Source organism: Rhizobium sp. WSM409, from assembly GCF_057653825.1.
In genome coordinates, this window is the sequence record NZ_CM172794.1 from 1,027,447 (window position 1) to 1,049,916 (window position 22,470).

Annotated in this window: 24 protein-coding genes; 17 read left to right on the forward strand and 7 right to left on the reverse strand. The window is 62.0% G+C overall.

Going from position 1 to position 22,470, the window contains the following annotated elements; translation table 11 throughout:
- The first annotated feature begins 182 nt into the window (after positions 1–182).
- Entirely contained in the window at positions 183–1,637 is a 1,455-nt protein-coding gene (locus AC25BC_RS05185; RefSeq protein ID WP_128439235.1) for an MFS transporter, read from the forward strand.
- 97 nt (positions 1,638–1,734) lie between these two features.
- Here AC25BC_RS05185 and AC25BC_RS05190 read toward each other — a convergent pair whose 3' ends face one another.
- Positions 1,735–2,682 (reverse strand): homocysteine S-methyltransferase family protein, encoded by a 948-nt coding sequence (locus tag AC25BC_RS05190; protein ID WP_128439234.1) that lies wholly within the window; start codon positions 2,680–2,682, stop codon positions 1,735–1,737.
- A 218-nt stretch (positions 2,683–2,900) separates the two neighbouring features.
- Between AC25BC_RS05190 and AC25BC_RS05195 the strand changes: the two genes are divergently transcribed.
- Entirely contained in the window at positions 2,901–3,569 is a 669-nt protein-coding gene (locus tag AC25BC_RS05195; RefSeq protein ID WP_128439233.1) for a TetR/AcrR family transcriptional regulator, read from the forward strand.
- An 11-nt stretch (positions 3,570–3,580) separates the two neighbouring features.
- On the opposite strand, the gene AC25BC_RS05200 is transcribed toward AC25BC_RS05195, so the two are convergent.
- Positions 3,581–4,105, reverse strand: a complete 525-nt coding sequence (locus AC25BC_RS05200) for a DUF1697 domain-containing protein (RefSeq protein ID WP_128439232.1) — start codon at positions 4,103–4,105, stop codon at positions 3,581–3,583.
- Positions 4,106–4,322: 217 nt separating this feature from the next.
- Positions 4,323–6,431, reverse strand: coding sequence for a S9 family peptidase (locus tag AC25BC_RS05205; protein ID WP_128439231.1), 2,109 nt, complete (start codon positions 6,429–6,431; stop codon positions 4,323–4,325).
- A gap of 250 nt (positions 6,432–6,681) precedes the next feature.
- Between AC25BC_RS05205 and AC25BC_RS05210 the strand changes: the two genes are divergently transcribed.
- The 3 genes from AC25BC_RS05210 to AC25BC_RS05220 all read left to right on the forward strand — a co-directional run bounded on the left by AC25BC_RS05210 (position 6,682) and on the right by AC25BC_RS05220 (position 8,641).
- The gene (locus AC25BC_RS05210) at positions 6,682–7,071 is read left to right on the forward strand and encodes a DUF930 domain-containing protein (protein WP_012756636.1); all 390 of its coding nucleotides are present in this window, start codon (positions 6,682–6,684) and stop codon (positions 7,069–7,071) included.
- Between the two features lie 114 nt (positions 7,072–7,185).
- Complete coding sequence (locus AC25BC_RS05215) at positions 7,186–7,998, forward strand: polysaccharide deacetylase family protein (RefSeq protein WP_128439230.1); 813 nt, start codon at positions 7,186–7,188, stop codon at positions 7,996–7,998.
- Between the two features lie 85 nt (positions 7,999–8,083).
- Entirely contained in the window at positions 8,084–8,641 is a 558-nt protein-coding gene (locus AC25BC_RS05220; protein ID WP_128439229.1) for a PH domain-containing protein, read from the forward strand.
- Between the two features lie 12 nt (positions 8,642–8,653).
- On the opposite strand, the gene AC25BC_RS05225 is transcribed toward AC25BC_RS05220, so the two are convergent.
- The 3 genes from AC25BC_RS05225 to AC25BC_RS05235 form a co-directional block, all read right to left on the reverse strand.
- Positions 8,654–9,952, reverse strand: coding sequence for an NAD(P)/FAD-dependent oxidoreductase (locus AC25BC_RS05225; RefSeq protein WP_128439228.1), 1,299 nt, complete (start codon positions 9,950–9,952; stop codon positions 8,654–8,656).
- Between the two features lie 18 nt (positions 9,953–9,970).
- Positions 9,971–11,137 carry an AI-2E family transporter gene (locus AC25BC_RS05230; RefSeq protein WP_017993406.1) on the reverse strand — a complete coding sequence of 389 codons (1,167 nt, stop codon included), beginning with the start codon at positions 11,135–11,137 and terminating at the stop codon, positions 9,971–9,973.
- 201 nt (positions 11,138–11,338) lie between these two features.
- Positions 11,339–12,304 carry a VOC family protein gene (locus AC25BC_RS05235; protein WP_206642387.1) on the reverse strand — a complete coding sequence of 322 codons (966 nt, stop codon included), beginning with the start codon at positions 12,302–12,304 and terminating at the stop codon, positions 11,339–11,341.
- A gap of 188 nt (positions 12,305–12,492) precedes the next feature.
- On the opposite strand from AC25BC_RS05235, the gene AC25BC_RS05240 reads away from it, so the two are divergent.
- The 4 genes from AC25BC_RS05240 to AC25BC_RS05255 all read left to right on the forward strand — a co-directional run bounded on the left by AC25BC_RS05240 (position 12,493) and on the right by AC25BC_RS05255 (position 15,248).
- Positions 12,493–12,912 carry a universal stress protein gene (locus AC25BC_RS05240; RefSeq protein WP_128407977.1) on the forward strand — a complete coding sequence of 140 codons (420 nt, stop codon included), beginning with the start codon at positions 12,493–12,495 and terminating at the stop codon, positions 12,910–12,912.
- A gap of 116 nt (positions 12,913–13,028) precedes the next feature.
- Positions 13,029–13,697 carry a PAQR family membrane homeostasis protein TrhA gene (gene trhA, locus AC25BC_RS05245; RefSeq protein ID WP_026157291.1) on the forward strand — a complete coding sequence of 223 codons (669 nt, stop codon included), beginning with the start codon at positions 13,029–13,031 and terminating at the stop codon, positions 13,695–13,697.
- 66 nt (positions 13,698–13,763) lie between these two features.
- Positions 13,764–14,315, forward strand: a complete 552-nt coding sequence (locus AC25BC_RS05250; RefSeq protein ID WP_017993409.1) for a GNAT family N-acetyltransferase — start codon at positions 13,764–13,766, stop codon at positions 14,313–14,315.
- 231 nt (positions 14,316–14,546) lie between these two features.
- Positions 14,547–15,248 (forward strand): pentapeptide repeat-containing protein, encoded by a 702-nt coding sequence (locus AC25BC_RS05255; RefSeq protein WP_128439226.1) that lies wholly within the window; start codon positions 14,547–14,549, stop codon positions 15,246–15,248.
- A gap of 95 nt (positions 15,249–15,343) precedes the next feature.
- Here the strand turns inward: AC25BC_RS05255 and msrB are convergent, their stop codons facing one another.
- Positions 15,344–15,757 carry a peptide-methionine (R)-S-oxide reductase MsrB gene (gene msrB / locus AC25BC_RS05260; RefSeq protein ID WP_012756646.1) on the reverse strand — a complete coding sequence of 138 codons (414 nt, stop codon included), beginning with the start codon at positions 15,755–15,757 and terminating at the stop codon, positions 15,344–15,346.
- 189 nt (positions 15,758–15,946) lie between these two features.
- Here msrB and AC25BC_RS05265 point away from each other — a divergent pair, with 189 nt between their 5' ends.
- The 8 genes from AC25BC_RS05265 to mnhG all read left to right on the forward strand — a co-directional run bounded on the left by AC25BC_RS05265 (position 15,947) and on the right by mnhG (position 22,296).
- Positions 15,947–16,162, forward strand: a complete 216-nt coding sequence (locus tag AC25BC_RS05265) for a hypothetical protein (RefSeq protein ID WP_012756647.1) — start codon at positions 15,947–15,949, stop codon at positions 16,160–16,162.
- A 208-nt stretch (positions 16,163–16,370) separates the two neighbouring features.
- Complete coding sequence (locus AC25BC_RS05270; protein WP_128439225.1) at positions 16,371–18,728, forward strand: putative monovalent cation/H+ antiporter subunit A; 2,358 nt, start codon at positions 16,371–16,373, stop codon at positions 18,726–18,728.
- A 4-nt stretch (positions 18,729–18,732) separates the two neighbouring features.
- Positions 18,733–19,152, forward strand: a complete 420-nt coding sequence (locus AC25BC_RS05275; protein ID WP_012756649.1) for a Na(+)/H(+) antiporter subunit B — start codon at positions 18,733–18,735, stop codon at positions 19,150–19,152.
- Positions 19,152–19,529: a Na+/H+ antiporter subunit C gene (locus tag AC25BC_RS05280; RefSeq protein ID WP_032994420.1), complete on the forward strand. Its 378-nt coding sequence runs from the start codon at positions 19,152–19,154 to the stop codon at positions 19,527–19,529. The genes AC25BC_RS05275 and AC25BC_RS05280 overlap by 1 nt, the downstream gene beginning before the upstream one ends.
- Before the next feature lie 64 nt (positions 19,530–19,593).
- Positions 19,594–21,147, forward strand: coding sequence for a Na+/H+ antiporter subunit D (locus AC25BC_RS05285; protein ID WP_012756651.1), 1,554 nt, complete (start codon positions 19,594–19,596; stop codon positions 21,145–21,147).
- Positions 21,144–21,617, forward strand: a complete 474-nt coding sequence (locus AC25BC_RS05290) for a Na+/H+ antiporter subunit E (protein WP_012756652.1) — start codon at positions 21,144–21,146, stop codon at positions 21,615–21,617. Before AC25BC_RS05285 ends, AC25BC_RS05290 begins: the two co-directional genes overlap by 4 nt.
- Positions 21,614–21,967: a cation:proton antiporter gene (locus AC25BC_RS05295; RefSeq protein WP_017993413.1), complete on the forward strand. Its 354-nt coding sequence runs from the start codon at positions 21,614–21,616 to the stop codon at positions 21,965–21,967. Before AC25BC_RS05290 ends, AC25BC_RS05295 begins: the two co-directional genes overlap by 4 nt.
- Positions 21,964–22,296, forward strand: a complete 333-nt coding sequence (gene mnhG, locus AC25BC_RS05300; RefSeq protein WP_012756654.1) for a monovalent cation/H(+) antiporter subunit G — start codon at positions 21,964–21,966, stop codon at positions 22,294–22,296. Before AC25BC_RS05295 ends, mnhG begins: the two co-directional genes overlap by 4 nt.
- Positions 22,297–22,470: the final 174 nt, after the last annotated feature.

Consider the following 22,470-nt stretch of genomic DNA (forward strand, 5'->3'; position numbering starts at 1 on the left):
CGATGCAAGGAATCGTGACCTGCCTTTACCTCTCGTCAAAGCAGCTTTGCCATAAACGACATAGCGCCGCCATGATCGCGGGCGTATAGCAAATCGTCTCCCCTTGGCTTTGCGCCATGTCATCCCCCGCGGCCTTGCTGCCTTTGTGTGCTCCGCCGCGCCACCGCGAGTGATCCCGGACGATGTCGGATCAGATTTACCAGGCGCCGATGGTTCGGCGCGCCACGCCCAATTTTCGGGTGATCGCGATGATTGTCGCGAGTGCGATGCTGATGGAAAACATCGATGCGACCGTGCTTGCGACCGCGCTGCCCACCATGGCGCGCGATTTCGGCGTCGGCGCCCCGGCCATGTCGATCGCCCTGACTTCCTATCTCTTGAGCCTTGCGATCTTCATCCCGGCAAGCGGCCGGATGGCCGACAGTTTCGGCTCCCGCACCGTTTTCCGCTCGGCGATCGCCGTCTTCGTCGTCGGCTCCATCCTCTGTGCTCTGGCGCCGACGCTGTCCTTCCTGGTGCTGGCGCGGCTGCTTCAGGGCATAGGCGGCGCGATGATGATGCCGGTCGGGCGCCTGGTGCTGATGCGCAGCGTCGACCGCAAGGATATGGTCAGCGCCATGTCCTGGCTGCTCGTACCGGCGCTGATCGGCCCGATTGTCGGCCCGCCGCTCGGCGGCTTCATCGTCACCTATCTCGACTGGCGCTGGATCTTTTATATCAACGTGCCGATCGGCATCATCGGTATGATCTTCGTCTCGATCTACATCGACGAGGTCAAGGGCAAGGCAAGTGGTCCGTTCGATACGATCGGTTTCGTCCTCTCGGGCATCTCGCTCGGTTCGCTGCTCTTCGGCTTCGAAATGTCGAGCCATGAGGGCGAGGGTGCGTTTTCGATCTTCCTGATCGCCATCGGCCTGCTCTTCGGCATCGCCTATCTCAGGCATGCCCGCAAGCATCCGTCGCCGATCATGGATTTTTCGCTGATGAAGGTGCCAAGCTTCGGCACGTCTGTCATTGCTGGTTCACTGACCCGCATCACGCAAGGGGCGCAGCCCTTCCTCCTGCCGCTGCTCTTCCAGATTGGCTTCGGCCTGTCTGCCGCCGCGGCCGGCCAGATCATCATCGCGACCGCGCTTGGCGCTCTCGCCATGAAGCCGATGGCCAAGTTTGTCTTCCGCCGGCTGGGCTTCCGCAGGAGCCTCATCCTCAACGGTATCCTCGGGACGATCGGCTATGGCCTTTGTGCCGCCTTCCGGCCGGACTGGCCGATGCCGCTAGTCTTCGTCGTCCTGGTGCTCAGCGCCTTCTTCCTGTCGTTCCAGTTCACCGCCTATAACACCATTGCCTATGACGAGATCAGCAAGGAGCGGATGAGCTCGGCCACGAGCTTCTACACCACCTTCCAGCAGCTGATGCTGTCACTCGGCATCTGCATCGGCGCCTTGGCGCTGCACGGCTCCATGGCTTTGTCAGGCACTGAGACGCCGGCTCTTGGCGATTTCTCGGCCGCCTTCATCGTCGTCACGATCATCTCGATCACCGCCACCTTTTGGAACCTGCGCTTCTCGCCGACCGCCGGCGAGGAGATCACCGGCTATAGGGCGAAACAGAGGAAGGGCGCCGTCGCCGAAAGCTGACGCCGCCCGCGGCCCGTCCACCGCCGTCGCCATTTCTGTTGTGCCGTGCCGGCACCCTCTGCCCTGCCGGATACAACATCTCCTCCCTCTCAGGTCGTCACGCCGCTTGCGGCAGGCATGCCTCGCAGATCGCCGCGATGTGGCGGTGGTCGGTGCCGCAGCAGCCGCCGAGCACGCGGAGCTCCGGCATGCGGTCGATGAGCGTGCGGTAGCGGCGGCCGAGATCTTCCGGATCGCCCGCATCCAGCGTCTCGCTATTGTCGAGCTGCTCATGGCTCATGGTCGAGGCATTGGCGCGGATGCCGGAAATGCGCCTCACCCAGGCGCTTCCAGGATCGAGCGCTGTTTCGAAATGCGTCGGGTGGGCGCAATTGATCATGTAATAGGCCGGCGCCCCGCCGGTCATCGCATCGGTCGTCTCGATGGCCTCCTGAATGCTGCGGCCCGTCACCAACCGGCCATCCGTCTCGAGCGTGAAGGAGATGGCCGAGGGCATGCCGAGCGCCTGTGCCGCCCGCGCCACGCCGATCGCCTCGTCGATATTGGTCAACGTGAAGGCGCTCACCATGTCGGCTTCCGTGCCGGCAAAAGCCCCGATCTGAAAGGCGTGGTAGTCTTCCGCTTCGGCCGCATCCATGAAGCCTGCCTTGTAGCCGTCGCCGCGCGGGCCGATCGCGCCGCTGATCACGATCGGTTGCTCCGGCCGTTCATAGGCGCTGCGCAAGCCGACCAGCAAGTCGATGGCCTCCTCGTTGACCGCCTTCAGGGCTTCGCTCGTATAGCCGAGCTTCTGCCCCCAGTCCGGATTGGCCCGCCATGTGGCGGTATCGAGCACGAAGCCCGTGCCGTGCCGCCGTGCGATATCGAGATAACGGCGATAGTAATTCCGCATGCGCTGCCGCCCGTCTTCGGAAGCCAGCAATATGAAGGCGGCGAAATGCGGAAGCTCGATCCCTTCCTGGAAGATCATCGTCGTTTCCATGCCGCCATCGGTAATGAAAGTGCCGCCTTTGAGCTGCGGCAAACAGTTTCTGTACTTTGCCATTGTTGAAGCCTCTCCCTCGCGGCAGCCGATTGGCTGCCGTCGATGAATGATGTTCTGGCGCTTAATCGGCTGCCAAACTAGGCGACTTGAGGTATACTCCAGGCGGTTGTGGCTTTTGCCGATTGATATCAATTGCTTGCTTCAACCGATCCTGCCGGGGGCGGAGGCAGGTCTGATCGTGCGACGCGGAAAACTGTACCGCCGGTACAGGAGGGGACATGCGAAAGGGCGAGGAAACGCGGACCCGCATCCTCGATGTGGCCGAAGCGGCAGTCTTGCAGAAGGGTTTCGGCGGCACTTCCATCGAGGAACTGATCGCCGAGACCGGCATCACCAAGAGCGGCTTCTTCTATCATTTCAGGGACAAGAACGAGCTCGCCAAGGCGCTGCTCAACCGCTACATCGAAAATGACGAGCGCATCTACGACGAGATCTTCAGCCGCGCGCGCGAGCTGACCGACGATCCGCTGCAATCCTTCCTGCTCGGCCTGAAGCTGCTGTCCGAATTGCTCTCCGACCTGCCGAACGGCCATCCGGGCTGCCTTGTGGCGGGCATCTGCTACTACGAGCGGCTGTTCGACCGGGAGATACAGGAGATCAACCGGAATGCGGTGCTTGCCTGGCGGCGGCGCTTCGGCCGCATGATCCGGGATATCGTGGCCGTCTATCCGCTACGCGAACCCGTCGACGTCGACCAGCTTGCCGACATGGTGTCCTCCGTCCTGGAAGGCGGCATCGTTTTGTCGAAGACGCTGAAGGAGCCGAACACGCTGGCCGAACAGGTGCTGATGCTCCGCACCTTCGTGAAGATGCTCTTCCTGCCGGTGGCGGAGATGCCGAAGGCGTCGAGCGGTTCAGCCTTTAATGGAGGCGCAGAGCCGCACTAAGTTTTTGGGCGTCAGTCCTTGCCTTCCATCGCCGCGGCCATTTCCGCGAGCTTGCGCACGGTGTTGAGATTGCGCGACGTCCCCGGCTTCAGCGCCGGCAGCTTCAGCTTCGAGCGGCCGGAGCCGTTGGGGTAATGCACGTAGATTTCCCGGCCGGCGAGTTTCGCCTCCTCGCCGTCGGGCGCAACCATCGTCGCCAGCGCATCGCCGGGCGCCTTTTCGGGCAGGAAGTAGACGAGCAGGAAGTTCGGCTTGGCATCGGGAAAGGGTGCGTTGGCAACGATTCCGTCGAGTTCCTTGCGGCCGCGCACCATCACCCCCGGCCGCTTGCCCATCGTCTTGCCGAGCGCCTCGTCGAGCCGCTCCTCCACCGTCTTTTCCGCCTCATCCGAGCGGAAAAGCACGTTGCCGCTCTGGATGTAGGTCTTCACGTCGGAAAAGCCGAGGCCTTCGCAGATCGCCTTCAGCTCGGCCATTGGCAAAGAGCCGGTGCCGCCGACGTTTACGGCGCGGAGGAGGGCGATATAGACGGGCATTTCTTTCTCCCTTGACCTCGTGCCGTGCCGGCCCCCCTCTGCCCTGCCGGGCATCTCCCCCACAGGTGGGGAGATTGGCTGGGCGCGATGGCTTCCCTAAACAACAGGCCGTCACATCAATCTTAAATCAGGGCGAGGCATGGCCTCCTGCCGATCTCCGGGGAGATGCCCGGCAGGGCAGAGGGGGGTGCCGTGCCACTAGCACGCCCCCAACCCTTCACATCTTGCCGGCAACCTTGATCGCAAACGCATACTCAAACGCGATCTCTTCCAGCCGCTGGAAGCGGCCCGAGGCGCCGCCGTGGCCGGCGTCCATGTTAGTCTTGAGCAGGATCGGCGCGTTGCCCGTCGTCTTGTCGCGCAGCTTCGCAACCCATTTGGCCGGTTCCCAATAGGTGACGCGCGGGTCGGTCAGGCCGCCGAGCGCCAGGATCGGCGGATAGGCTTTTGCGTCGACATTGTCATAGGGCGAGTAGGATGCGATCTGCTCGTATTCTTCCTGGCTGTCGATCGGGTTGCCCCATTCCGGCCATTCCGGCGGGGTGAGCGGCAAAGTGTCGTCGAGCATGGTGTTGAGCACGTCGACGAAGGGAACGGCGGCGATGAGGCCGGCGAATTTCTCCGGCGCCATGTTGGCAACCGCGCCCATCAGCATGCCGCCGGCCGATCCGCCCTCGGCGATGATCTTCGCGTAAGAGGTGAACTTCTGTTGATTCAGATAATCGGCGGCTGCGACGAAATCCTTGAAGGTATTCGTCTTCTTGTCCATCTTGCCGTCTTCGTACCAGGAAAATCCCTTGTCCTTTCCGCCGCGGATATGGGCGATGGCATAGACGAAGCCGCGGTCGGCGAGCGACAGGCAGTTGGTGTTGAAGCCGGCCGGAATGGTGATGCCGTAGGCGCCGTAGCCGTAGAGCAGGCAGGGGGCGCTGCCGTCGAGTGGGGTATCCCTGCGATAGAGCAGGGTGACCGGCACCTTCTCGCCATCCCATGCCGGGGCAAAGACGCGGCGGGTGACGTAGTCGTCGGGATTGTGGCCGGACGGCACTTCCTGCGTCTTCAATAGCGTGCGCTCGCGCGTCACCATGTTGTAGTCGTAGAGCTGCGACGGCGTCGTCATCGACGAATAGGAGAAGCGGATGATATCCGAGTCATATTCCGCCGCGCCCTGCAGCCCCAGTGAATAGGCTTCCTCGGCGAAGGCGATCGCATGTTCCTCGCCGGTCTCCCGATTGCGGATCATGATCTGCGGCAGCCCGTCCTTGCGCTCCAGCCACAGAAGATGGCGGGCATAGGCCATGTGGCTGATAACGAGCGTGCCGGGCTTGTGGGCGACCACTTCGCGCCAGTTCTCCTTCACCGGATTGTCGACCGGCGCTTCCATGATCTTGAAATCCTTGGCGCCGCCGTCATTGGTGAGGATGTAGAAGACGTCGCCGCCCTCGGTCAGCGAATATTCGATGCCCTCTTCGCGTGCCGCCACCAGTTTCGGCTCGGCTGTCAGGTCCTTGGTCGACAGCAGCCGGTATTCGCTGGTCTCGTGGTCGTGAATGTCAATATAGATGAAATCGTCGAGCAGCGAGCCGCCGACGCCCATGAAGAAGCCGGCATCCGCCTCCTCATAGACCAGCCGGTCTTCCGACTGCGGCTGGCCGAGAATATGGTGGAACACCTTCGACGGCCGGTGATTCTCGTCGAGCGCCGAATAGAAGAAGCTCTTGCCGTCGGGCGCCCAGACGCCGCCGCCGCCGGTATTCTCGATCCGGTCGGCAAGGTCTTGCCCGGTCTGGAGGTCGCGCACCTGCAGCGTGAAGAATTCCGAGCCCTTGTCGTCATAACCCCAGATGCCGCGGCTGTGGTCGCTGGTATGGTCGAGGCCGGCGAGGCGGAAATAGGCCTTGCCGGCAGCCTCCTTGTCGCCGTCGAGCAGCACGGTGCGGATCGTCTCGTCGGCGACGTTGCCGTCGCGGGCGATGCGGAAATAACGCGGCTGTTCGCCGCCGGTCACGTAGAAGGTGCCGTAAGCATAGGCGCCGTCCTTCATCGGCACCGAGCTGTCGTCTTCCTTGATGCGACCGCGCATTTCGGCAAACAGCACCTTCTGCAACGGCTTGGTGTCCTCCATCGCCGCGTTCATATAGGTGTTTTCGGCTTCGAGATGCCGGCGGATCTCAGGGTCGAGAATCGACGGATCCTTGAACATCGCCTGCCAGTTGTCGGCGCGCAGCCAGGCATAGTCGTCCGTGCGGGTGATGCCGTGGCGCGTATCGGAGATCGGCTTCTTCGGTGCGGCAGGCGGTGTCGGCAGGCTCTTGAAAACGGACAAGGAATGGCTCCGGGTCGGAATGCGGGTTGGCAAGAGATAGAGGCGCGCCGCCGCCGGATCAAGCGGCAAGGGTGCGACAAGGCCGCGGATGACCTTCCACAGACAAGGAGGACGCCCGGCCCACCTTGCCTTGATGTCACCACAATATTTAAGAAAGTCCGCTATCTCAGTGAATTTGCACGTGCCAAGCTCCCGGCAAGCTGTCGGCGGTAGGGTAAGAATTGCAGAACAGTAAGGGATTTTCACCGCAATGCCGAAACGTCTGGTCCTGTTTCTATCCCTCGCAAGCCTTGCTGCCCCCGCCTTTGCCGTCGATCCCGCCATCAAGAAGCAGCTGGAAAAACTCGATCCCTCGACCCGCCTGGAACAGAGCTGCGACACCGAGGCGATGAGCCGTATCAACAAGGACAGCACCGGCTTCAAGCCCGACAAGGTGATCGCCTACACCTTCAAGGACCCGATCCCCGGCGACAATTCGCTGGACGCGCCGGGTGCGGTCTTCCGCAGCAAGGGCGACTGGTACCATCTCTCCTACAATTGCATCACCGGTCCGCAGCATATCAACGTGCGCGAACTCAATTATGAGATCGGCGAGAAGGTGCCGCGCGAGAAGTGGGACAAGTACTATCTCTATGACTGATGCGGTGATTGATGCGGTCCTGCCCGTCCAAGCGGCTACGGTGACATCCGGCCGCATGGCACCGGGAGAGAGCCGCCGCTAAAATCGGCAGATCGAATCATAGAAGTCCATTACATGAACCGCATCCTGCTCGCTTCGGCGTTCCTTCTCGTCAGTATCTCCGCTGCATTCGCGGACGGAATTCCGTCAGCCGTGCCGACGGCGGTTGGTTCGGTCCCGGCTGCGGTTAGGCCGGCCCCGAAGGCGTCGGCGCTAAAACTCGTCGAGCCGCATCTGCACATCGCCCGCTCGAACCTTGTCGGCCACGCTCGCATTGCGCTGACCTTCGATGCCTGCATGGGGCAGGCGGACGAGCGCATCCTTTCGACGCTGGTGCGTGAACGTATCCCGGCAACGATCTTCGTCACCGCCCGCTGGCTGAAGCGCAATCCCGCAGCACTTGCCGTGTTCCTGCAAAACCCCGATCTCTTCGAACTCGAAAACCATGGGGAAAACCATATTCCGGCCGTCGACACGCCGACGCTGGTCTATGGCATTGCGTCCGCCGGCTCGCCGCAGGCGGTGCGGCAGGAAGTTGAAGGCGGCGCTGCCGCCATGGTCGCGGCCGGCATCCCGGCGCCGCACTGGTTCCGCGGCTCGACCGCCAAATATGATCTTTCCGCCATCGGCGAGATCCGCGCCATGGGCTATCGCATCGCCGGTTATTCCGTGAACGGCGACGGCGGTTCACTGCTCGGAGCTGTCATCACCGAAAAGCGCATCGCCTCGGCCAGGGACGGCGACGTCGTCATCTCCCACGTCAACCAGCCGACCCATGCGGCCGGCGAGGGCGTGGCCAAGGCGCTGGTCGATCTCAAGGCCAAGGGCACGGAGTTCGTCCGCCTCGAGGATGTCGAGGACACCGGCGACGACAAGACGACCGAATAGAGCGTCCGAATCTCTTGCTTGTTTACCCCCGGAAAACGAATAATGCTGTTTTTGTTTGTTCGGTTGCGGGAACGTAGGGGAGCGCATGTCTCGTGCGATTTGGAATGTCGAAGGCGAAATTCAAAATGAGCTTCATCCCTCCGAAATTGTTGTCTGGACAGGGCAACCAGGTGCCTGGGGAACTTTCGTTTCCAAGTGTCCTGAATTAATTATCGGCCTAATTTGTGTGATCTCCGGTTGCGCTGGCTTTCTACCGGCCGACAATGCGCTTGCCATCGTCGAAAAGGCGGATGGAATAATGGGCATCATATTCCCCGGAGTCTTTTTACTGGCCGGTGTCGCGGCCATAGCGGGCGCGGTTTTCGAGATGATCGCTACGGGCCGAACCGCTTACGCTGCCACCGATCGCAGGCTTCTCATCGTTCGAAATCTGATCAGGCGCCGAGCAACGACGATAGCACCAACGGCCATCAACGTTGTGGAGGTACGGGAAAAATGGGACCGCTCGGGAACCCTGACTTTTCGCCGGGAGGGAGACGGGGATAGCGTCAAAAAATTCGCCTTTATCGGTATCCCAAACGTTCGCGAAGTGGCTAAACATGTTGAAGAATTGCGAATGAGTGCAAGAAAGCAAGCCAGCTAGACGACTGAAATTTCAGCGCCTTTGGCTTTCCGTCTCGCTTCTATACATTCCCGAATGAAAGCGCGCTAAACCCGGCCCATCTCTGTCGACCGCAAAATCCTCGAACCAGTCGCGATGCATGCCGGCGAGCATGGCGCCGATCATCTGGGCGGCGAGATAGGAAAAGGTGATGCCGTTGCCGCCGTAGCCATACGCTGCGAACACATGCGGTATCTCCGGCACCGGGCCGATCAGCGGCAGACCGTCGACCGTCTCGCCGAAAGTGCCGCACCAGGCGTGGTCCACCCGCGTATCCGCCTTCGGCCACAGCCGCTTCATCTTCTCCTGGATTGCCACGGTCTTTGCCGGCAGCTTGCGGTCGCGCGCCTCCGCATCGATCGTCTCGTCATCTTCGCCGCCGGCGACGATGCGATTGTCCGCCGTCGTGCGCATGTAGAGATAGGGGTGGCTGTCCTCCCAGATCAGCGCCCTGTCACGCCAGAAATTTGCCGGGTCCTGCGGCACGGTGGCGAGCGCCCAGCTCGAACTCGACCGGTGCAGCTTCGGCATGTCGAGGCCCGGCATCGAATAGCCGGTCGCCAGCACGACATGTCGCGCCTCGATGACGTGGCCTCCAGCGGTCTCTGCGGTGACGTGATCGCCTTCGCTGTGAAGCGCGGTCACGGAAGCGTTGACCAGCCGCGCGCCCCGCCGCATCGCTATCTCCAGCAGCGCCCAGGTCAGAAGCAGTGGATCGCACTCCGCCGAACCCGGCGAATAGATCGCGCCATCCCGGTCGAGTTCGAATTGTGTGAAGAGATCGGGATGTTCGAGATAGACCCCGGGCAGGCCCGCCCGGCGGCGAAGCTGGCGCTCCTCCAAGAGGTCGCGCGCGCCTTCGCGGCCGTCGGCCAGATAGAGCGTGTTGCGCGGCCGGAAGCTGCAGGCGATGCCGTTTGCGGCGATCAGCTTGGAAAGGCCGGCGACCGCGGCACCACTGCGGCGGTAGATGCCGGCGGCGCGCTCGAAGCCGTAATAATCCTCGAGTTCGGTGAGCGTGCTGTCGATTTCCCATTGCAGCATCGCCGTGCTCGCCGCAGTGCTGCCGAAACCGGGCTCCTCCCGGTCGATGATCGCCACCGAAAAACCGCGGGCCGTCAGATGTTCGGCAACCAAGGCACCGGTGATGCCGCCGCCGATCACGGCGACATCGATGGAAAAGCTCTGCTCGATCGGCCGCCATTCCGGCCGTATCCCGCTCTTCCCCCAGAGAGAACGGCCGCTCACCATCTGGTCGTGATCGGATTCGGCAAGATCGAGATCAGATGCCACTGACGTTCCCCCGGTTGATCATTTCGGCAACTGCGGCTGCGGCTTTTCCTCGATCAGCAGTTCGTCGATGACAGTCATGACGATCAGCGAGAGCGGCAGCGCGAGCATGGCGCCGACGGCGCCCCACATCCATGTCCAGAACAGGATGGCGAGGAAGACGACGAAGGGATTGATTTCCAGCCGCCGTCCCATCACTGCGGGGAAGATCAGGTTCTCCATGAGCAGATGCACGGTGAAGAAGGCAGCGGCCGGCATCAGGCCGATAAGGAGGCCATCATGAGTCAGGATGCCGGCGACCGCGACGGCAAGCGTCATCAGTGTGATGCCGAGATAGGGGATGAAGCTCGACAGGAAGGCGAAGAAGCCCCAGAGCACCGGGGCCGACAGCCCGCCGACATAGGCGATGACAGTCATGACCACGCCGAGCCCGACATAGATCAGCGAGGCCGTGGCGAAATAGAAGCCGAGCACCTGCTCGACGGCGTTGATGACACGGATGGCGGCCAGGCGTTGCGTGCGGGTGCGGAAGGTCATGATGATCGTCTTGCGCAGGTTGACCCGACCAGCGAGGAAGAACAGCAGCGCCGCAAAGAAAATCAATCCCTGCACCAGGGCGGGCGTCAGGCTGGTGGTCACGACATGCAGCACATTGCCGGTGTTTTCGAGCAGCGCACCGATCGACATCGACCCGCTTTCGAATGTCGCCGGCGTGATATGCAGCCATCTGATGCGCTCCAGATAAGGCATGACGCGGTTGATGGTTCGCTCGGCGAAGGCGGGGCCTTCATTGGCTAGCGTCATTAGCGGGTCGGCAAGCGAGTTGATCAACAGGAAGATCACCAGCGCAACGCTGCTTGACAGGATGAAGGCGTTGGCAAGCCGTGGCACCCCCATCCTGCTGAGCTTTTCTGCCGCCATGCCGAGGATCATGCCGACGACGACGGCAAGCGTGATGGGAATGAGGATCAGCGACATCAGATAGACGGCGGCAAGGAAGAGAATGCCGAAGATGCCGATGATCGCCCAGGCCATGCTGACATCGAGCCCGTCCTTTTCCAGCCGGTGCAGCGGTGGCGGCGGCAGCTCTTCGGCCGTCTCCTTCAGCGACTGTGCCCAGGCGCTGGTGTGGCGTTCGCCGATGGCGATCTTCTTTGCTTGTTTGCGGATGCCATTGGCGATGCCCATGCGGTGAGGTCCCCGAAGCCCCATTGCTTCGTCACGGAAACGCGCCGATGCGGTTCCGGTTCCTCAAGGGTGTGACAATGTGGCGCGGTGCATGTGAAGGCGCACGGCATTGGCGCCCGTTGCCGTCTGGCATGCAACCGAAGCAGGCCGATTTCCGCCCTTATTCCTTCAACCGATAGCGCTGATCCGTAGTTACTGGAGTTACGCCGAAAGCGTCAGGCCGATACCCCAGGGATCTTTCAGAAACACGCCGCCGTCGCGCTTCTCACTGTTGATCTCAAGCGCATCGAGCTTGGAGACCGCCGCATCCAGCGTCGCCTTGTCGTTGAAACGGACCTTGTAGTCCGAAAGCCCGGTCATGTTGCCGGCGCGTGCCGTGGCGCCTCGGCTGTTCCAGATATTGGCGCCGAGATGGTGGTGGTAGCCGCCGCTCGCAAAGAAGCTCGCGCCCGGATAGCGCGCCATCAGCTTGAGGCCGAGGACGTCACGGTAGAAGGCGTCGGCCTGCGGGATGGCGCCGACCTGCAGATGCAGGTGGCCGATCGCCGTCCCCGCAGCCATGCCGTCCCAGCGCTCATCAGGCGCGCTGTTGTAGAGCGCCTGCAGGTCGAGGCGAAGCGTCGCCATCTCCACCATGCCGTCCTCATGGAATTTCCATTGTTCGTGCGGGCGGTCGGCATAGATCTCGATGCCGTTGCCTTCCGGATCGGAAAGATAGATCGCTTCGCTGACCAGATGGTCCGAGGCGCCGTCGAGCGTGACGTTATTCTGTGCCGCGTGGCGCAGCCAGCGTGCGAGCTCCGTCCGGTCCGGCATCAGGAAGGCGGTGTGGAAAAGGCCTGCGGCATTGCGCGGCGCGATCATGGCATTCTTTGCGGTGGTCAGCGTCAGCAAAGGCAGGTCGCCGACACCCAGCACTTCGCCGCTCGCCGTCTTCTCGATCACCTTCAGGCCGAGCATCGATTGGTAGAAGCCGGAAACCAGACCGAGGTCGGTCACAACCAGATGCGACTGGTCGATATAGGCGGGTCGCGTCAGCGCATAGGAAGTTTCGGTCGTCATGGATTGGTCTCCTGCCTCTGAATTGGCCCTTGAGATAGAAGGCGTACCGGCGGTGGCGGCAAATGTGCCGCCTGCAGCAAGCCCGAGGAAGTTTCGCCGGTTCATTCTCTGAGGTCCCCTCGGTTGCCGTACTTGACCTCTATATGGCGCATCCCGATTGTTCACAGAAGATCTGTTTTTGAGGATGAAGCGTTGAGCAGGCGTTGACGATGACTTGCGCCCACTTGATCGCGATCAATGCGTTCATATCTTCTTTAGAGAAAGCTTATGCATCGCAGTCATGGAGGGAAGCCATGTACAGAAAGATCATCGTAGCGATCGCGCTCGGCGGCATCGACAAGGGAGAAAAAATCCTCCGCAAGGCCGCGTCCTTGCTCGACGAAGGCGGCGAGATCATCGCGCTCAATGTTGTCGAGGATGTGCCGAGTTATGTCGCGATCGAACTGCCGGCCAATATGGTCGAGGACGCCATGAAGGATGGCCGCGACAAGCTGGAAGCACTGATCGCCGCAGCCGGCGTCACGGCAACCATCGAGATCCGCAACGGCCCGCCGGCCAAAGCGATCATTTCGGCCGCCGAAAGCCACGGCGCTGACCTGATTATCGTCGCCTCGCACGTTCCGGACTTTTCCAACTACTTCATCGGCGCCACCGCCGATCGGGTCGTGCGCCATGCCAAATGCTCGGTGCTGGTCGACCGGCAGAAGGTTTGATTTTTGCGCCACTGCGGTCTGTCACGAAGATTTACCGCCCGTGCGCTTTGCCGCAGTTGCACCTCCGTCCGTTCGATGCGACGATTGCAATCGGGGTATGAAACGGATTGGCGTGCATGGGCGAGTTCAACGGCATTCGCTGGGCTTATGATAGATACGAATTGATCGCCGACGGTATTGTCCACGGTGTCGGTCTCGTGCTGGCCCTGATCGGGGCCACCGTGCTGATCTTCTACGCCACGGTCTGGAGTTCCTACGGCGCGCTCGCCGCCGCCTGGATCTACGGCGTCGGACTGGTGCTGACGCTTGCCATTTCCTTTTCCTATAACGCCTGGCCGGTCTCGCGCACGAAATGGTATCTGCGCCGCTTCGATCATTCGGCGATCTTCCTCTTGATCGCCGCCACTTATACGCCCTTCCTCGAACGCGGCGCCGACGATCCGCTGCTCTTGTTCATGCTGGTCGCGATCTGGCTGTTCGCCGCCGTCGGCATTTTCTTGAAATGCGTCTTTCCCGGGCGTTACGACCGTCTTGCCATCCTGCTTTATCTCGCCATGGGCTGGAGCGGCGTGCTGGTGGCCGAGCCCGTTGCCTCGCGCATTCCTTCTGCCTCGATGCTGCTGATCGTCATCGGCGGCGTCATCTATTCGCTCGGCGTTATCTTCCATGTCTGGGAAAAGCTGCGCTTTCAGAACGCCATCTGGCATGGCTTCGTCGTCACCGCGGCGGCCGTGCATTATTCTGCCGTCTTCACCTGTTTCAGCCTGTCACCACCAGGCCTCTGAACGACTGATGTGCCGGAAGTCGTTCCTGTTTCGCGTCCGCCGTTTACATCTTTCGAGGCGGGGCGTATGCCCGCCTTCGCAAACAATATGAACCCGAGCATCATGACAGACGCTGTCCTCCTCCGCGACGCCACCGAAGCCGATCTCTCCGCCATCCGCGATATCTACAATCACGCTGTCGAACACACGACGGCGATCTGGAACGACACACTGGTCGATCTCGAAAATCGGCTGGAATGGTTCAGGGCGCGCAAGGCGCGCGGTTTTCCGGTCATCGTCGCCGAAATGTCGGGCAAGGTTGCGGGTTACGCCTCCTATGGTGATTGGCGCGCCTTTGACGGCTACCGCCACACGGTCGAGCATTCCGTCTATGTCGACAAGGATTGCCGCGGTGCGGGGATCGGCGAGCGGCTGATGCGAGAACTGATCGCGCGTGCTGCGGCCGGCAATATCCATGTGATGATTGCCGGCATCGAGGCGGAGAACACCGCCTCGATCAGGCTGCACGAAAAGCTCGACTTCCGCATCGCCGGCAGATTTTCCGAGGTCGGCACCAAATTCGGCCGCTGGCTGGATCTCACCTGCATGGAACTTCGCCTGCCCGGCAAGGTGGATTGACCTGCCTGGCCGGCAAGGCGGATTGACCTGCCTGCCCGGCAAAGCCCCAGATTGATCAGGCAAAGCGCCAAACTCATCAGGCAAAGCCCCAAACTCATCAGGCAAAGCCATTGTGAACGGCGCGCGCCATCTTTTTATTGTAGTCTGAGCTGTGTAAGAATGTGGAAGCAGTCTGCTTCGCGGAAGGCGGCCTGAAAGCATATTGTAAGCGTCATGGGGGTGAATAGTTCAATGGCAATGCAAAGATCGTCGCTGGGTCTCCTTGCCCTCGTCCTTCTGGCATTTGCGCCGGTTGCCGCACGGGCCGCCGATTGCGGCAGCCTGGCCTCGCCGAAGCTCGACTGGCAGGAATGCACCAAGAAGAACCTGATGTTGCAGGGCAGTGATCTCGAAGGCGCCAACCTCGTCGGCACCGATTTCTCGCTGACCGATCTCGCCGGCGCCAACTTCAAATCCGCCAATCTGGAGAAGGCGACGCTGGTGCGTGCCTCACTCGAGGGCGCCCACGCCGAAGGCGCCAACTTCGCCAAGATCGAGGCCTATCGCTCCAGCTTCGCCAATATCGCGGCCGATGGCGCTTCCTTTGCCGGCGCCGAGCTGCAGCGCGCCAATTTCGCCGGCGCCCGGCTCGCCGGCGCCAGCTTCGAAAAGGCCGAGCTCGGCCGCGCCGATTTCGACAAGGCGGTGCTGACGGGGGCGAAATTCTCGTTCGCCAATCTCTCCCGTGCCGATCTCTCCGGCGCCACCTTCGAAACCACGCCGATGTTCGATCGTGCCTTCATGTTCCTGACCCGCATCGAAGGCCTTGACCTCTCGGCCGCAACCGGGCTCGAACAGGCCCAGATCGACCTTGCCTGCGGCGATACCTCGACCAAGCTGCCGGCCGGCCTCTCCGCACCGACAACCTGGCCCTGTCCCGCCGAGCACGAGTGATCAGGCAGGCTCGCCGGCCTTATGGTCGAGCTGCGCAAGCGTCTGTCTCGGCTTATCATCCGAATGAACCGCTTGCCGATTACGGGGCCGGTCGCTTACTTCCCAGGCTCGAACACCATGGAGTGGCCGTTGATGCAATAGCGCAGGCCGGTCGGCGGTGGGCCGTCGGGAAAGACGTGGCCGAGATGGGCGTCGCAGCTGCCGCAGCGGATTTCGGTGCGCACCATGCCAAAGGCCGTGTCGCGATGCTCCGTCACCGATTCGGGCGACACTGCTTCAAAATAGCTCGGCCAGCCGCAGCCGGCATCGAATTTCGTGTCGGAGCGGAAAAGCGGCGCGTTGCAGCCGACGCAGCGGTAAAGCCCCGTCTCGAACGAATCCCAATAAGGGCCGGTGAAGGCGCGTTCGGTGCCGTGCTGGCGCGTGATGCGGTACTGCTCGGGAGTGAGCTGCTCTTTCCAGTCGGCGTCGGTCTTGTGGATCTTGGCGGTGGTCGCAGTTTCGGACATGAGATGCTCCTTTCGCCGAGGGGCGGGTTCCGTTTCGCGAGAAATGTGGTGCGCCGCGTTCAGTTCATCAAGTCTCCCGCCGGCGCGCCATGAGATTGGCCGCATACCCAATTGGGGGAAGAGGCTTGCTTTTACATCCGTTAGGGGTTTTCTGTTAGGGTTAATGTTGCGTGCATTGGAGAATCACTGGTGTTTGAAACAGCAATCGTCCTGCTCTACGGCCTCGTGGCCGTGGCAGCCATGGCGGTCACACTGTTGGAAGGCTGGGCCAACCATGACGGCGTGACGCTTCATCGTCTCGCCGGGCTCTTCGCCTGCCTGCTCTGGCCGCTGACGCTTGTGGTCTTCATCCTCCACGGTTGCATCGCCCGGCTGCTGACGCGTCTTTCCAGATCGACGGCCTGATCGGCTTTGAACATCACCATGCAGTGCGGCTCGCGGCCGAAATCACTTGAGACGCTCCCCCGTTTCGCCTAAGCCAGAGGACAGGCTGGTTTTCTCCGGTTTTTCCGTCTGTTGCTCTTGCAACAGACTTTTGCCTTTACAGCGCCGCGCGCCTTGTCGGACGTGCAAAGGACTGTAACATTTTGAATTATGCAGTAGAGGAGGGGACATGGCCGATGTCACGGCTCTGACATTTCTGGCCCTGTGTCTGCCGCTCGTCGGCGCTCTTGCCGCCCCCTTCGTCATCCGCATCTTCGGCGCAAACGGTGCCTGGCTCCTGGCGGTCGCTCCCTTGCTCGCCTTCCTGCATTTCCTGCGTTTCATTCCCAAGATCGCGCGCGGCGAGGTCGTCGCCGGCGGTTATTCCTGGGTGCCGAGCTTTCATCTCTCTTTTTCCTGGTTTCTCGATGGCCTGTCGCTGACTTTCGCGCTGCTGATCACCGGCATCGGCACCCTGATCGTGCTTTATGCCGGCGGCTACCTCAAAGGACACAAGGATCAGGGCCGCTTCTTCTCCTTCATCTTCCTCTTCATGGGCGCGATGCTCGGCGTCGTCGTTTCCGACAGTTTCCTGATGCTCTTCGTCTTCTGGGAATTGACGTCGATCACGTCCTTCCTGCTGATCGGCTTCGACCACGAGCGTGAGGCGGCTCGCCGCGCCGCCCTGCAGGCGCTTGTTGTGACCGGCGGGGGAGGGCTCTGCCTGTTGGCCGGCCTGCTGCTGCTCTGGAACATCTCGGGCGTCACTGAGATGTCGCGACTCATCGGAGCGGGCGATGTCGTGCGCGAAAGCCCGCTCTATCTCGCTGCCCTCATCCTGGTCTTGGGCGGTGCCTTCACCAAATCGGCCCAGTTTCCCTTTCATTTCTGGCTGCCGAACGCCATGGAGGCGCCGACGCCGGTTTCCGCCTATCTGCATTCGGCCACCATGGTGAAGGCAGGCGTCTATCTGCTGATGCGGCTCAATCCCGTCATGGGGGCAACGCCTGCCTGGGAAATCCTTCTGCCCTTCTTCGGCGGGCTGACGCTGGTCGTCGGCACCGCGCTCGCCATCCGCCAGACCGACTTGAAGCTCAAGCTCGCCTATACCACCGTCTCTTCGCTCGGCCTGCTCGTCATGCTGATCGGCTTCGGCTCGGACCATGCGGTGGAGGCGGCGGCGCTCTATCTGGTGGCGCATTCCCTCTTCAAGGGCGCGCTCTTCATGGTCGCCGGCATCATCGATCATGAGACCGGCACGCGCGATATCACCAGACTCAGCGGCCTGATGCGGGCGATGCCGCTCACCTGGATGATTGCCCTTGCGGCGGCCTTTTCGATGGCCGGCCTACCGCCCTTCTTCGGCTTCCTCGCCAAGGAGGAGATCTATACGGCACTCGTCGGCGGTGATGTCCGCGCACTCACCTTTACCGCCATAACCGTCTTCGGCAATGCGCTGATTTTCGCCGTCGCCTTCGCCGTGGCGCTGAAACCCTTCCTCGGCCAACCGGTGGAGACGCCGAAACCGCCGCACGAAGCGCCCGTCCTGCTTTGGCTCGGCCCGGCCGTTCTCGCCATCCTCGGCCTGCTCGCGGCGATCTTTTCGACCTTCACCCATATCGTCCTGTCCTCGCCGATCGCATCTGCCATCCGCCAGACACCCGTCGAAATCGACATTTCGCTGACGCCGCATATCGGCCTGCCCTTGGCGCTCTCCGCCCTGACCGTGCTGCTCGGCATCGGCGTCTACTGGCAGCTCGCGCGCGCGCGTTTTCTGATGGCCGTTTTCCTGCGCGCAGCCGGGCCTGGGCCGGACCATGGCTTTGATGTTGCACTATCGGGCCTTGTCCGCTTTTCCGGCCGCGTTATGCGTGTGCTGCAGCCGGGGCGGCTGGAGATCTATGTCACCTGCACCTTCCTCTGCGTCGCCGCCATCCTCATCATCCCGCTCGTCGTCTATGGCGAACTGCCGCGTCTGCCGGCCTGGCCGGCCGATGTCAGGCTCTATGAATGGGCGGTCTTCCTGATCGCCGCCGTCGGCCTTGCCGCCGTGCTCGTCGCCCGCGATCGGCTGACGGCGATCGTCTCGCTCGGCATCCAGGGTTTCGCCGTCGCCATCATCTTCCTGCTCTTCGGCGCGCCGGATCTGTCTTTCACCCAGTTCATGGTCGAAACCCTTTCGGTGGTGATCCTTGCCCTGGTCATGACCAGGCTCCGTCTTTCTCCCGCCGATCGGCGGCCGCTCGGCCGCAAGCTCTTCGACGGCGTGCTGGCGCTTGCCTGCGGCCTCGGTTTCACGCTTCTGCTGATGCGGGCGACGCAGGCGCCGTTCAACGATGCGCTGACGGAATTCTTCAACGCCTATTCCAAATCGATCGCCCATGGCGCCAATGTCGTCAACGTCATCATCGTCGATTTCCGCGGCACCGACACGCTCGGCGAAATCGCCGTCGTTGCGGTCACCGGCCTTGCCATCCTGGCGCTTATCCGCATTCGCGCCGGCAGCGAGCGCAAGCTTGCCGCCAATGATCCCGCGACGGAGGGCTGATCGCGTGAACACCCTCATCTTCCGCACCGTCGCCCCGTTCCTCACCGCACTGATGCTGCTGTTTTCCGTCTTCGTGCTGCTGCGCGGCCATAACGAGCCGGGCGGCGGCTTCATCGGCGGGCTGATCGCTGCCTCGGGACTGGCGATCTACGGCATTGCCCGCGGCGTCGGCGCCGTTCGCCGGGCGCTGTTTTTCCATCCGCTGTCGATCGCCGGCTTCGGCCTGTTCCTGTCCACCGCAGCCGGTCTTCTCTCCATCCTGTTTGCCGTTCCCTTTATGACCGGCCTGTGGATCTATCCGACGCTTTTCGGCGCCGAGGTGCCGCTGTCGAGCGTCATGCTCTTCGATATCGGCGTCTATCTTGTCGTGCTCGGCGCCATCACGTCGATCGCATTGGCATTGGAAGAAAAGGAGGTGGAATGATGGAGCCGCTTCTGGCGATCCTCGTCGGTCTGTTCTTCGCCGCCGCCATCTATCTGATGCTGTCGAAATTCTCGATCCGCATCATGCTCGGCATCGCCATCCTCGGCAACGCCGTCAACCTGCTGCTCTTTACCGGTGGCCGGCTGACGCGCGAGGTGCCGCCGATCATCCCGGCGGGTCTCGACAGCTTGCCCGCAGGCACGGCCAACCCGCTGCCGCAGGCCCTCATCCTGACGGCGATCGTCATCTCCTTTTCCTTCCTTGCCTTCCTGCTGGTGCTGACCTACCGCGCCTATCAGGACCTCGGCACCGACAACACCAGCGACATGCGCGCCGCCGAGCCCGACGACCGGCCGCTGCCGCCATTGGGGTATTGAGGATGTTGGTGCGGATGCTCACTACACGGCAAACCCTCTCGTGCGATAGCGGAGGCGCCATCTGATGGCTGCCGCCACCTCCACCGTCGATCTCTCCGCTGCCCTGATCACCGCCCCAGTGCCGATCGGTCACTGGCTTGCCATCCTGCCGGTCGCCCATTGCATCACGCTCGGCGCCGTCCTGCTGATGCTGCGCGCCTATCCCCGCCTGCAGGCCTGGCTTGCCATCCCTGGTCTTGCGGCGCTGGCGCTGATCGATGCGGCGCTGCTCGCCAAGGTCGCGGCCGACGGGCCGCTGACCATGGTCATGGGCCGCTGGCTGCCGCCCTTCGGCATCGCCTTCACTGTCGATCTCTTCGGTGCGCTGATGGCTTTTACCGCGGCCCTTGCCGCACTCGCCGGCGGCATCTATGCGCTGGCCGATATCGGCGAAAGCGGCCGGCGATATGGTTTCTTCCCGCTGCTGATGCTGCTGATGGCCGGCGTCACCGGCGCCTTTCTCACCGGCGATATCTTCAATCTCTATGTCTGGTTCGAGGTGCTGCTGATCTCCTCCTTCGGGCTGATCATCCTTGGTTCCGAACGTGAGCAAATCGACGGCGCGCTGAAATATGCGGTGCTCAATCTGATCGCCACGACCCTGTTCCTGGTCGGCGTCGGCATTCTCTATGCCGCCTTCGGCACCCTCAACATGGCCGATATCGCTGCAAAAGCTGGTGATTTGCGCGGCACGGCGCCGCTGATGACGCTGGCAAGCCTCTTCCTGCTCGCCTTTGGCATGAAGGCGGCGGCCTTCCCGGTCAATTTCTGGCTGCCCGCCGCCTATCATACGCCGCGTATCGTGGTCTCCGCACTGTTTGCCGGCCTGCTCACCAAGGTCGGCATCTACGCGCTGATCCGGGTGATGGTCATGCTGTTGCCGGTGGAGCGCCAGGAATTGAGCCCGGTGATCGCGCTCGCCGCCGCCGCGACCATTGTCGTCGGCGCTCTCGGCGCGCTTGCCGAAAACGATATCCGCAGGCTGTTCGGCTATGTCGTCATATCGGGCATCGGAAACATGCTGGCCGGCGTCGCCCTCGGCGGCCTTGGCGGCATCAGCGGCGCTGTCTTCTATGCGCTCCATTCGATGGTGCTGATGACCGCACTTTATCTTGCCGCCGGCGAGATCGCCCGGCGCGGCGGCGGCTTTTCGCTGTCGGCCCTCGGCGGGCTCTACCGGCAAAGCGGCGGTTTCACCGCACTCTCCCTCGTGCTCTTCCTGGCCGCCTGTGGCCTGCCGCCCTTTTCCGGCTTCTGGCCGAAGGTCATTCTCGTCAAGGCCTCGCTCGATCTCGGCGCCTGGTGGCTGGCGGCCTCGATCCTCGTCGGCGGTTTTCTGACGACGATCGCCTTCGGTCGTCTCTTTCTGCTCGCCTATTGGCGCCCGGCGGCGATAGCACTGACGCCGTCCGGACCGAGGTGGCGCACGGGCCTGCCGCTCGCCGCGCTGACCGCGCTGGTCATCGGCTTCGGCATCTTGCCGGAACAGTTGCTGGCGCTGTCGCAATCGGCCGCCGCCGGCTTGGCCGATCCCCACGCCTATCTTCATTCGGTCTTCCCGGAAGGGCGTGCGCCGTGATCTTCTTCCTCTTCAACCTGCTGCTTGCTACTGCCTGGGTCACTGTTACCGGCAGCGCCTCGCTGCACAATCTCGTCCTCGGCGTCCTGCTCGGGGCCCTGGCGCTGGTCATCATCCGCGAATCCTTCGGCGGCAAGGGACGCATCCCCCGCGTCCTCCCGGTATTCTCGCTCGCCGCTCTGTTCCTCAAGGAGTTGTCGCTGTCGGCCTGGAAGGTCACGGTCACCGTGCTCTCGCCCGATATGAAGCTGAAACCCGGCATCTTCGCCTACCCTTTGACGGTGACGAGCGATTTCGAGATCACTTTGCTGGCAAACCTCATCACGCTGACTCCAGGCACGCTTTCGGTCGACGTCTCCACAGATCGCCGCACGCTCTATGTGCACGCGCTCGATTGTTCCGATCCGGAGGCGACCAGGCGTGATATCGCCAACGGTTTCGAACGCAAGATCATGGAGGCCTTCCGGTGATCACACCTGCCGCCATCGTCGCAGCCGCATCCTCGGCCGCACTCGTCATCCTCGGCCTGGCGCTGATCCTCACCGTCTGGCGCGTCGTTGCCGGCCCGACACTGCCGGACCGGATCCTCGCCCTCGACATGCTGACCGGCATCGCCATCGGTTTCATCGCCGTCATTGCGGTCAAGACCGGATTTTCGCTCTATATCGATATTGCCATCTCGCTCGGCCTCGTCGGTTTCCTGGCGACCGTCGCCTTCGCCCGATTCGTGCTGTCGCGCGGCAATATCAAATCGAAGCCGTCCGCATCTGCGGCAAATGGCAACACGCAAAAACGCCGGGCAGGGGGGAAGAAGCGATGATCGATTATATCGTGGCTGCCGTCACCGCCTTGCTTTTGATCGTTGGTTCGCTCTTTACGCTTGCGGCAGCGATCGGCCTGGTCCGGCTGCCTGATCTCTATACGCGCATGCATTCGGCCTCGAAGGCGGGGACTGTCGGCTCCGGCCTGTTGCTCCTTGCCGCCGGCCTTTATTCGCAGGACCCGGCGATTCTCGCCCGCGCCATTGCCGGTTTCGTCTTCTTCCTGCTGACGGCACCGGTGGCGGCCCATCTGCTTGCCAGAGTTGCCCATCGTTCGGGATATGATCTCGGTGCACTCTCGGTCCGTGACGATATCAGGGATCGTTGAGGCTATGCTGTTCGGCGACTTTACCAGATTTATGCAAAACTTATGCACAGGAAGCTGTGAGTAAAGCTTGCCGAAGAGCCCCTCAATTCTTCATCTGTCATTTTTTCTCAAGAAAAACGACAAATAATAATTGGCCTTTCGACCAAACGATGGTATTTGAAAATGCAAGTAGAG